Source organism: Candidatus Erwinia haradaeae, from assembly GCF_900698855.1.
Taxonomy (GTDB): Bacteria; Pseudomonadota; Gammaproteobacteria; order Enterobacterales; family Enterobacteriaceae; genus Erwinia_E; species Erwinia_E haradaeae_F.
This window is the reverse complement of sequence record NZ_LR217698.1, coordinates 570,850-583,125: the sequence shown is the minus strand read 5'-3', so window position 1 is coordinate 583,125 and position 12,276 is coordinate 570,850. Positions and strand designations below refer to the sequence as shown.

Genomic DNA, 12,276 nt, shown 5'->3' with positions numbered 1-12,276 from the left:
AATTATTATGATAATCCAATGCGAATAAAAGAAGTTATTAATTTATGTCTTATAAAATAGAACTTAATGCTATTGTACCTTTAGATCCAGTTAAAAATCGTTTAGATCAGATATTGGTGGAATTATTTCCTAAATATTCACGCTCCATGCTAAAAAAATGGATTCTTTGTCAATGTGTAACTGTTAATGGCGTTGTTATTCATATAGCTAAAAAAAGAATATTTGGTGGTGAAAAAATATGCATTAATGTAGAAATAAAACAAATAGATCCCTGGGAAGCAAAAGAGATTCCACTGCATATTGTATATGAAGATCAATATATACTGGTTATTGATAAACAGCCAAATTTAGTGGTACATCCCGGGGCGGGTCATAATCATGATACTGTATTAAATGCCTTGATATATTATTTTCCAGCTATTAAAGAGGTCCCAAGGGCTGGTATAGTGCATCGCTTAGATAAGGATACTACTGGTCTTATGGTCATTGCTAAAACTCCTTCGGCACATGCTCATCTGATAAAAGCTTTAAAAGAACGTAAGATTACTCGTGAGTATGAAGCGATTGCTATAGGTTGTATGATTTCAGGTGGAATGGTTAATAGTCCAATTTCTCGTCATCCTACTAAGCGGACTCATATGGCAATTAATCATTTTGGCAAGCCTGCTATAACTTATTATCGTATTTTAAAAAAATTTCGTTCTCATACCTGGCTAAAATTACAACTTCACACTGGTCGTACACACCAAATTAGAGTGCATATGGCACATATTAATCATCCTCTAGTAGGTGATCCTATATATGGTGGTCGTCTGCGTCTTCCCAAGGGTGCTTCAGAATCTGTTATTTCTACTCTTCATTCATTTCGGCGTCAAGCCTTACACGCAACCATGTTGTGTCTTGAACATCCTATACTTGGCATTCAGATGAAATGGAATTCAAAATTACCACAAGATATAGTTAACCTTTTAAGCTCTTTAGAAACAGACATGAAGGTTTATAAAGAATTATTAGATTATTAATAAATATGAGTTTTTAACAGAAAAACTACGCATCATAAGTGTTTTAAGTCTGAAAATGCAATACTTTGAAATCAGAGTTATGATGTCTAATGGTTTAGAATTTAGTGAAAAAAAATTAATTACTGGTCATATTTAATTATTGAGAATTATGTCTTTCTAGAATCATTAATTGATGTGAAAGATTATAATAGTTATACAAGAAACTATCATCATTGATGGTTATTAACTAGCATAATATGCTTTTGATATTATCTTATCATATTTAATACAGATCCAGACTATACTGCATTCTCTGATATTAGAGAAAACCATTATAATTATAACTTTGATCTTCAATTCTTTATTGTATCTTACATTAAGAATAAAAAATAATTGTATTAAAAAATGAAAAAAAGAAACTTATTAATTTAATGTTAATAATATATATTAAAGTATTTGAATAATTACAGAATTTTATCTTTATGTTTTTAGTAAGAAAGTATAAAGGTTTAGTATTTAAGAAAGAAATAGAATGCTGGAAATTCGTGTATATATATTATAATTTTCATGACTATTTACTATTTTAAAAATTTTTAATTGTATTTAAATTGAGAGTTTCACGGAAAGTAATTCCTAAAATAGATAGTATTAGATTTGAGTTAAACTTTCATGTATATTATATTAGAAATAATATTTCTATGATTGAGTAACGTTACTAATCATCTTTTTTATTTAATCTATATTTTTTTATAAACATTACTATTTGATCTTAATGTTTGAGGAAATAATTTATATATATTTTTAGAATTCTACTTCTAGAATAATACTCAGTTTATTAAAATTTATTCATCTTATAGTGTTTAAATTTAATTAGTATAGTCTTATTAGTTTTTATTTTAAAGTAATTGAAATTTCAGGTTATAGAAATATATGTAGTCACCTATAAATAAGCATAAGTAAAAACATCATTGCTGAAAGTAAATATTCTATAATGAGAAAGTATGTATTTTTTTTATTTTATTTCTTTAATGAACTATCTTTTAAGATATATATGTTTATTATTTTTTTATTTAAAATATTAAAATGAGACTTTTATCATGTTACACATATTCGTAGTAACTATTAGAAGATTCATATTATAATAATATTAATCATCACTACAATAATATGGACTTAGATCTCATTTTTATAGATGATAAAAATTTATAATCATTTTATTTATTTTATAAAATCTTATAGATATATAATCTAATTAAAAATATAAAAATTCATAGTTTTCTCTATATCTATCTTATAGTATTGAAACGATTATGAATGTATAATAGAAAGATTTCTGCAAGTTGCATAAATAAAATAAACAAACTTATATTCATATTAATATGAATGAATATACTCACAATTTAGGATTTTTAGCATTAGGTATCTAGCATACTAAGGTTCTATATTAAGAAAAGATATAATTATATAAAAATATCTTAGATCAGGTTTTATCTATATGCTTAACTAACCTTTTAGTATAAAGATTAGTATCTAATTTTATAGAAAAACAATTATTTATAATTAGATATAATAGATATATAAAATTGTTTAATTATAGTCACAAGACTGAAATTTTTGAATAAAATATTGTATAAATTTGGAAGTCTAATTAAGAATTTTTAAAAGAAATCGTTGAATACAATAGTATGATATTACTATATAATTGTAATTTTGGTACATACCACTGAAAGTCGTTATATTTTATTTGGAGTTTAAATACTCATATTGGTTCTTCAGGTAAGATTATTTAACTATATATTTCAAATTTAGAGAAATGATCTCATCATATCCTATAAACCTATAGGGCAAAATTACTAAATGATAATTATATTATATTGTCTATTATATATTCATGCAAATGATATTAATACTTGTATGCATTTTAAACATATGTGATACGCATGGTTAAAAATTATTCATAATATTTAATCTCTTCTAAAAAAAATTAAAAAAATGCATAGAACTTAGTATTAAAATGATTCAATCAGAATATATAATAAAATTATTAATAAATTTAATTAAATACAGTGATAATTAAAATGGTGAGATATCTTTAAAAAGTCCTACTTTTAGATCGTTAGCCGTATAAATCACTTGATCATCTACTAAAACTTCACCATCTGCTATGCCCATGATTAGTTTACGATTAATAACTCGCTTAATATGAATTTTATAAGAAACCCTATGAGAAATAGTTAGTACTTGTCCTGAAAATTTAACTTCTCCAACCCCCAAAGCACGGCCTTTACCCTTTCCTCCTACCCATCCGAGATAAAAACCAACTAGTTGCCACATAGCATCAAGGCCTAAACAACCTGGCATAACTGGATCACCAATAAAATGACAAGAGAAGAACCATAGATCAGGTCGTATGTCTAGTTCTGCTTCAACAAATCCTTTATTATATTTCCCATTAATTTCTGTGATACTAACGACACGATCCATCATTAACATATTACCAGATGGTAATGGTGGACCTTCAGATCCAAATAATTCACCGCGACTTGAGGCAAGTAAATCCTCTTTGGTATAAAACGAGCATTTTTCTAGCATATTCTCGAGCGACCTTAATGATGATCAAATTAATAAAAATTTATATAATATAAGTTATAATATGATGTAAGCTAAGTGATATATGTACTTTCACTGCACACCATCCTTTAATATGCATCAGAAAATTAAATATAAAACCTATAGTCTGAAGGTTTTTATGAGATCAGTCTTTGATTAGATTCTTAAAAGAATAATCATTTTCTTAATATTGTTTAAGTATTTTTTGTTTGCCTTCGTTAGGATTTTCTGATTCATAACATTGTTTTAATTAGACAAGATCAATATCTTTAATTACAGAAAGAATATATAAACTAGATGTTTATTAACTAGTGACACGTATTGTACATCTTAATTTTTTTAGTCGTTTAATGATTACGGATGCTATAAATTTTAAGTGGTCTAGCATAGGCCCAAATACAGCATCTTTCATGATTTTTAATTTCAAGAAGATCAATTAATTATTTTATTAACTTATGTTACTAGGCGTGTTATGCATATTGATCTTCTGTTTTAGATAAATAACGAATATCATTGTTTATCTATTTATAAAATTATTTTAATTCCAGATTTAATAGTTTTTTCAAAATCTATATTAAACCTAATTGGTAATTATTGCATTTTGTATAAAATATATTCTCTTAAGCTTCTTTAGAAAGCTGTTTTGTATGCCAATGATGATCTAATTATTTAAATTATATAGCTATTTATTTCGTGACATATCAATATCTATTTCATTCTCTTAACTTTAAATAGAGAAGATTAACTAAACAATATCATTTAGTTTTTATATTGATCCTATTGATTGCATGTTGATCGAGAATCTAGTTTCATTTTGATAAAAATAATATTTTATAATAAAATGTATTATTTTTTAATTCTGTAATAAGACATATTTGATGCCTTATTTTGACCGCTTAAACCAATGCAAAAGTGATATGTATTCTCTTGTGTTATGTTGGGAAATTTTTGTAATACGATCTTGAATAGATCTTAGTAAACACGGTTTATCTTTTTTCTTCCATTCTATTCCAGTTAAAAGAACCAGAGCTTCAGCGACAGTAGATACCGACCATATAGAAAATTTACCATTTCGCACAGCATTAATAACTTCTTCATGTAATGACAGGTTTTGTATGTTAGAAGAAGGAATTATGACTCCTTGAGTTCCATTTAGAGTTCTTTTTCTACAAATTCGGAAAAAACCTTCAATTTTCTCATTTACTTTTCCTATTGATTGCACGCGTCCTAGTTGATCAATGGATCCTGTAACTGCAATCTTCTGATTAATTGGTTGTAATGCCAACGCGCTTATTAGCGCGCATAGAGCCGCTAATGATGCGCTATCTCCATCAATTTCTTCATATGATTGTTCAAAGACTAAGGAAGAAGAAAAGGGCATAGTATGATCTAATTTTAGTTCTGTCATGAGCCATGATTCTAGAATCATTATACCTTTAGCATGAAGATTACCAGCTAATTCTACCTGACGTTCTATATCCGTCAACCCTCTATCCCCAAAATGGACTATACAACTAATACGTGTAGGTTCACCAAAAATACGGGGGTGACCTGGGAATTCTATCACTGATAGAGCATTGATTTGTCCAATTTTTTCACCATCTGTTTCAATATGAATCTGGTTATGTAAAATATCATGAAGCATTTTCTCTAATAAAAACCCTTCTCTCCATAAACGAGTGTTCAGGGCGTTTTTAAGATCTTCTCCCTTGATGATTGAATCATGACAATACAACTCAGATTCTTGTAACTGATATCCGATCCATTCTAAATTCAGAGGTAATATTTTATGATCCCCAGTCCAGCGTACAGCTTCTCGAATTAAAATTGGCCAAAAATCAGGAGAAAGAACAGGACAAGTGAGACTATCTGCAATGTTTTGAACCCATCTTTTCCAGTTAATAAATGCTGTATCATCTGATAAATAAATATTATTTTCAAATTCAGCATATAGTGACGTATATGTTAACTCAGGATCTATATTCTCAAATTCAGCTAGTGCGTCTTCTTCTCCAACCAGAATAAGTCGAAAATGCATTGGTATAGAAGGAATTTCTATAGGGAGCGAGCGGGTATGATCAAGTGAATACCATTCATATCGCTGATTAACTAGTATTTTTTTTAGTCGTTTCCACATGAATGGTTGTTCTAATAAGGTTCGAAGAGAAAGGATCAGTATCCCGCCATTAGATTGATGTACCAAACCTGGTGATAGGGATATTTGAGAGTGATGCATGCGAACGCATCCAAACAGAGCCTCGTGCTCAATCCAACCTGCCTGACAAATTCGCTCGTCATTTAAAATATGATTGTTTTGGGATAGTGTTTCTTCCCAATCCGGCCAATTCTTAACTGTTTCATAATGCCCTTCATAGAATCTAGATAGTTTTTTTTTCTTTTGATTTATGATAGAAATTAACATTTTTTGAAATAAAGTTAGGTAGGCGGAGCTATCAGGGCTTTTAATTCTTATTAATGGTACTTGAGCTTTGGTTTTTAAGAAAAGACTAAGTCCATTATAGAGGCGGGCTTGCACAGTACAAAAAACATCTGAGTTTATAACTATTTTTGTTATAGTCAGATGCTCAAAATGATCAGTATCAGGTTGTAGAGATTTCCAATTTAATAAATAATTATGCAAGGTGATTGTATACATTAAAATAAAATAAAATTATATGTTTCTATAAATTATATATGATTTATCAAAATTTGATACAAATCTACTTTATTTAAAGATATAAAGTATCTCAAATCTTTTCTATGGTATCTTAATGATATTTATATTTAATCTAAGGCATTTCTATGTTGATGTTAATCATTATGCATATGAAGTTGCACTATAAAAATATAAGGTATTATCTTGTTTTATAAACATATAAATTTACATATCTTGTGTCCTCGAAATATAGGTAAATTTCGTAATTAATTTATCAAATGTTAACACCATATCATAGAAGTCTCAATAAATATTGAGACTGGATATATGTATGAATTATCAAATGCTTACGATGTCGCTATTATAGCCATTCACTATAAGTTTCGAGCATATAAATAATATTTATAACTTTAACAATGATTTTAATTTTACGAAATATTATTTATGAATCAATTATTGATATATGATATTTTATATGTACAAACAAGTAATGTGATCGATCAGCATTATTATGTCTGTAATAATTTAATATGATTATTACAATTAAGATTGTAAAATATATTAATTTTTTTAGTAATACTTACTATTAAGTAGAATATTTTTATATTCTATAGCTACAGAAAACTTATTATACAACTATTTTATACTTTATCATTTATAGTTTAAACATTTAGAATTGTCGTAGATAAAATGAATATTTTTAATATTACTCCACTCTATTAGAGTGTAGGCTTTAATAGATAAAGAATGAATGTTGTTTTTTATCTCTAATTCAAGAACAGAATAAATAGCGCGATGTCGTTGAATGCGACTTTTGTTATTAAAAATATGACTAACTATAATTACCTTAAAATGACTTCCTAAATCTGAATAAGTTTGGTGATAATGGTTTTCATTTTTTATTACAAGATAAAAAGGACTGAATTCTCTATATAATTTAGTTTTTATAGTTTTATAAGTCATGTTGAGATATTTGTTGGATATAATAATATGTTTGTCTTATATGGATTTTAAGTCAAAAAAAATAAATATCTATATATTTCAAATAAATATTTACTGATATTCGATAAAATATCCAAACCACATTGTTTCTATGATATTAGAAATACTGTAAATTATTAGTATAATTGTAAAATCTATAACAATAGTCCAACAATTATCTAGATAATACAGAAAAGAATTATTGACATAAATCATATTGATTTAGTTTTTTTTACAGATTTCATCCTACATAAATTATCATAATAATCAAAGTAATATCTAAATTTTTTATAAGATAAAAAGAAATATGATATTCAAATTTTTTTACCTCAGGATATATGCCTCTCTGTAGAGAGAGCATAATATAACTATATGAATCTCAGAAGACACCGTTTCTGTGTTTAATCATTCTCATTTTTGTGTAAAAACATCAGTGATTACATGGGTAGAAATTTAGACAAGTGAGAAATAACTGTTAGTAAGATAACACTATCATTATCTGATATTGGTCTAATATTTGATGTGAAGATCATATTAAAATTAATCACTATTCTTAACAGATAATTATGAGACATAGTTCGATATACAATGATTATTGTAAGTTATTTCGCTTAATAATCTTCATATCATTGAATTTTAAATATAACTATAACTCAGTGCAGTATGTTTTAAGTCTATATAGTTAAGTGTTTCCTATGCAGAAAATTACAAATATATCTTTTAATTATCTATTTGTAATAATGATTAAGACAATATAAGACCAAGTTATTTATATGTATTTAAGTAGATGATAACCCATTTCAGCGTTGAGTAACTAAATAAATATGTTTTACTTAAGTTTTAGTTTGTTGACTCAAATTGATATTTGATTAATAAGTTAAGAATAAACGTATGTGTTTTCTATTTTGATAATAAAAAATGAAATACGACATAATAATTAATCTTTAACACGAGAGGAGATAAAAGATTAAGACATTACTAGTTGTTGTTAAAGTATATTATTTCTTTTTAGTCAGTAATGAGAATATTGATCTTTAGCCTTATATGCAATCCTATATTAGTCTATAAATAGACTTATTAACATCATGTTTTATGATTTTCGATATGACATTTTCTATATATGCACGCTCCAGTGATTCGTATATTCAATAATTGCATATAAATACATATGTTAGACAACATCTTTAGATTAAAAATACAGATAAGTCCATTTGAGATTGATTGTTTTAGATTATAAATATGTTCTCATTAAAAATGCATAAAATACTATGTAACATGTAAATTAATTATAAATATACTAATTGTAGTTATACTACAAAAAACTATTGCATAAGATAGGAATTAATATGAGGTAAAGAATGTCTATGAATCTTCAACCATTATCTCTGCCATTATATGGTGAACGATTGATTGAAGCCTCAGCAGGAACAGGAAAAACTTTTACTATTGGTTTACTTTATTTGCGATTATTGCTTGGTTTGGGGAGGGAAGAAGATTTTATTCGTCCTTTATCAGTACAAGAAATTTTAGTAGTCACTTTTACTGACAGTGCAACTGCAGAACTTCGTAGACGTATTTACTGCAATATACATGAATTACGTATTGCCTGTTTATCTGGTCAGAGTATTAATCCGTTTTTCATAGAATTAATGTCTCAGATTACTAACTTATCTGATGCGGCTTCGACTTTATTAATAGCCGAAAAAAACATGTATCAAGCTTCTATTTTTACTATTCATGGTTTTTGTAAACGAATGTTGCATTTTTATTCTTTTGAGATAGGTTTTTTATTTCATCAGAAACTGTTAGTTGATGAAACCTCAATACAACGTCAAGCAGTAATTGATTTTTGGAGGAGATTTTTTTATCCACTATCACTATCAGTAGTTCGTGTAGTGCGACAACTATGGATGGGGCCAGAAGAGCTTTTTAAAGAATTATCACCTTGGTTATGTAGAAAAAGCCTGATACCTTATCAATTACTAGAGCCCAATATATCTATTGTACAAAGATATCAGGAGATCATTTCAGAGATTCAAGAACTAAAAAAGGAGTGGCTTACTTTAGATAATTTATTTGAATTAATTACAAGCTCTGGGATTGATCCTCGTAGTTATAATCATAAAAACCTTCATCTCTGGTTAGAAAAAATTACTTTATGGGCACAAACTCCAACTACAGATTATTTTGTCCCAAAAGAGTTAGCGCATTTCAGTCAGAAGATTTTATTAAATAAAAGTAAAAAAGGTCCCCCTCCACATCATTCTGTTTTTAAGAATATTGAAATATTTCTTGCATGCCCACCTCTTGTCTCTTTGCGCCAATACATAATTACCCATGCGAGACAAGAAGTTGATTGTTTTGTAAGGAAAGAAAAGTCTCTGTGTGCACAAATCGGATTTGATGATCTTCTAGAAGAATTAGATAGAGCTCTACATAAAAAAAATGGAGAAGTATTATCTGGAATGGTGCGCCAACAGTATCCAGCGGTTATGATTGATGAATTTCAGGATACCGACCCAAAACAATATCATATCTTTCGAACTATATATCATGAACAACCTGATATTGTATTATTATTGATAGGGGATCCTAAACAGGCAATCTATACCTTTCGAGGCGCTGATATATTAACCTATATAAAGGCACGTTCCGAAGTTAATGCACACTATACATTAGACACAAATTGGCGGTCATCAGAAGCAATGGTTACAGTAGTAAATCAGTTATTTTTACGAAAAAAAAATCCATTTCTCTTCTCTGAGATACCATTTATCAGTGTTAAGTCTGCACCTCAAAATCATGATTTACAATGTAGCATACAAAGTAAAATACATCCTGCGATCACATTTTGTCTTCAACCTGGTGAAGGAATAGGAATTTTTGATTATCATCAATTTATGGCAGATAAATGCGCCGAAAGCATTAGACACTGGCTTGATAAAGGAGAACGGGGTCAGATGTTAATTGGTAATAAGAAAACAAAAAGACCAATCAAAGCCTCAGACATTACAGTATTGGTGCGTAATCGCAATGAGGCTTCAATAATTAAAGAAGCATTAAACAGATTAAGTATTCCATCAGTATACCTATCTAATCAAGATAGTATTTATAGAACATTAGAAGCTCGTGAAATAGTATATTTTTTACAAGCAGCATCCCATCCTTGGAAAGAATCTTTACTGTTAAGTTCACTAGCTACAAGCTTATTTAACGTCAATGCAGAAACCATTGATGAATTAAAAGGTAATGATATAAGTTGGCGTTCTATAGTAGAGGAGTTTATCTGCTATGACAAGCATTGGAAAAATCATGGCATCCTTTCCATGATACATTTTTTTATCAGAAAACGTCAAATAGCTGAAAATTTATTAGTATCTGATAATGGAGAGAGGCGTTTAGTTAATTTACTACATCTAGGTGAAGTTTTACAAGAAGCTTCCATTATTAGACATAGTCAGAAGACATTAATACGTTGGTTAGTTGAGAAATTAGGACAACCTGATAGTAAAACACCTGTTGAGAAAATACGTTTAGAGAATGATGGTCATTTAATTCAGATCACGACTATTCATAAATCTAAAGGTTTACAATATCCACTAGTATGGCTACCATTTGCTTCCGATTTTCATGATTTAAAAAATAACTATTATCATAATGTTCAATCTTTAATTCAACCACTTGATGTGTCTCAAGATTTACATAATCAAGAGATAGAAGAAAAAAATAGATTAGCAGAAGATTTACGTTTACTCTATGTTGCGCTAACGCGTTCAATATTTCATTGTAGTATCGGTATTACACCAATATTTAAGGGTAGACGTAAAAAACAAGGAAAGAGCGATTTACATCGTAGTGCGTTAGGCTATCTTATTCAAAATGGTATACCTTCTAATGCTACGAGTCTTCGTTTAAAGCTGCAAGAATTAAATAGCAATCTTATAGAACTAGATGAATCCCGCGCAATAAAAAGTAAGAGATGGAGAACATATAAGGCGTATGATCTTAAGACGTCTTTTTCGAATAGACATAAATTGTCACGTTTGATATCAAATGACTGGCGAATGACAAGTTACTCTGATCTTCAAAAAAAAAATCAAAATATAAAGACTGTGATGATAAACTCCTTACCTTATAGTTCTTTTGTCTTTAATAAAAAAGAAGAAAGAAACTCAGAAAAAAAAACAGTAGATTTAGATTTTACATCACATACCTTTCCGCGTGGATCTTCATCAGGAATTTTTCTGCATAAATTATTAGAAAACTTAGAATTTGATGCACCACTAAATGAGCGATGGTTATTACGGCAACTAAGATGTCAAGGGCTAAGTGACCAATGGCAAGAAGCCATGTACAATTGGATAAAAAATATTTTACATACTCCTTTAAATGAAACCGGAGTTAGTCTTAGCCAACTCTCGCGTTCAATAAGACAGGTAGAACTTCAGTTTTACTTACCAATTTCTCGTCTTTTAACAGATAAAGCGCTAAATAACGTTATTAAACATGATCCATTATCTGCAACTTGTCCTCCTCTGGTTTTTTATAAGAGGACAGGTATTTTACAAGGAACTATCGATTTAGTTTTTTTTTGGGATAATAGATACTATCTAGTAGACTATAAATCTAATTGGTTAGGAAATAAGAATAGTGCGTATACAAAGCAGGCAATGCATGAAGTAATGCAGGTACACCGCTATGATATACAGTATCAGATTTATGCTTTAGCATTGCACCGTCATCTACGTTGCTCTATCAAGGAATATGATTATAAACAGCATTTTGGAGGTATCATATATCTTTTCTTACGAGGTCTTGATGGAACTAAAGGTAGTTATGGGATCTATCGTGTTTATCTAGATTCTAAGTTTATGAATAGCATAGATGATCTGTTCTTTCATGAGAAGAAAATCCGGAGAAATCTTGACGGTCTAATAAAATATAATTAATTATGATACTCTTCTCTAAAGAAGATAATCTTAATTATTCAAATGAATTATCGTTCAAATAATATGTTTAACTTAATAA

5 protein-coding genes are annotated in these 12,276 nt (G+C 28.4%); 2 read left to right on the top strand and 3 right to left on the bottom strand.

The genetic code is table 11. From position 1 onward, the window contains the following. The first annotated feature begins 44 nt into the window (after positions 1 to 44). Positions 45 to 1,022 (top strand): 23S rRNA pseudouridine(1911/1915/1917) synthase RluD, encoded by a 978-nt coding sequence (gene rluD / locus HACICURT3053_RS01750; RefSeq protein WP_157992027.1) that lies wholly within the window; start codon positions 45 to 47, stop codon positions 1,020 to 1,022. A 2,052-nt stretch (positions 1,023 to 3,074) separates the two neighbouring features. Here the strand turns inward: rluD and fabA are convergent. The 3 genes from fabA to HACICURT3053_RS03430 all read right to left on the bottom strand — a co-directional run bounded on the left by fabA (position 3,075) and on the right by HACICURT3053_RS03430 (position 7,230). Beyond that, positions 3,075 to 3,593: a bifunctional 3-hydroxydecanoyl-ACP dehydratase/trans-2-decenoyl-ACP isomerase gene (gene fabA, locus HACICURT3053_RS01745; protein WP_157992026.1), complete on the bottom strand. Its 519-nt coding sequence runs from the start codon at positions 3,591 to 3,593 to the stop codon at positions 3,075 to 3,077. Between the two features lie 901 nt (positions 3,594 to 4,494). Then, positions 4,495 to 6,252, bottom strand: coding sequence for an AAA family ATPase (locus HACICURT3053_RS01740; RefSeq protein WP_157992025.1), 1,758 nt, complete (start codon positions 6,250 to 6,252; stop codon positions 4,495 to 4,497). 666 nt (positions 6,253 to 6,918) lie between these two features. Further along, positions 6,919 to 7,230 carry a BolA family protein gene (locus HACICURT3053_RS03430; protein ID WP_157992024.1) on the bottom strand — a complete coding sequence of 104 codons (312 nt, stop codon included), beginning with the start codon at positions 7,228 to 7,230 and terminating at the stop codon, positions 6,919 to 6,921. A gap of 1,376 nt (positions 7,231 to 8,606) precedes the next feature. Between HACICURT3053_RS03430 and recB the strand changes: the two genes are divergently transcribed. After that, positions 8,607 to 12,197, top strand: coding sequence for an exodeoxyribonuclease V subunit beta (gene recB / locus HACICURT3053_RS01730; protein WP_157992023.1), 3,591 nt, complete (start codon positions 8,607 to 8,609; stop codon positions 12,195 to 12,197). The last annotated feature ends 79 nt before the right edge of the window (positions 12,198 to 12,276 follow it).

What these genes read in the sequence shown, in the direction of transcription:
- rluD (WP_157992027.1), top strand. Translation starts at nt 45, where the DNA reads ATGTCTTATAAAATAGAACTTAATGCTATTGTACCTTTAGATCCAGTT.
- fabA (WP_157992026.1), bottom strand. Translation starts at nt 3,593, where the DNA reads ATGCTAGAAAAATGCTCGTTTTATACCAAAGAGGATTTACTTGCCTCA.
- HACICURT3053_RS03430 (WP_157992024.1), bottom strand. Translation starts at nt 7,230, where the DNA reads ATGACTTATAAAACTATAAAAACTAAATTATATAGAGAATTCAGTCCT.
- recB (WP_157992023.1), top strand. Translation starts at nt 8,607, where the DNA reads ATGTCTATGAATCTTCAACCATTATCTCTGCCATTATATGGTGAACGA.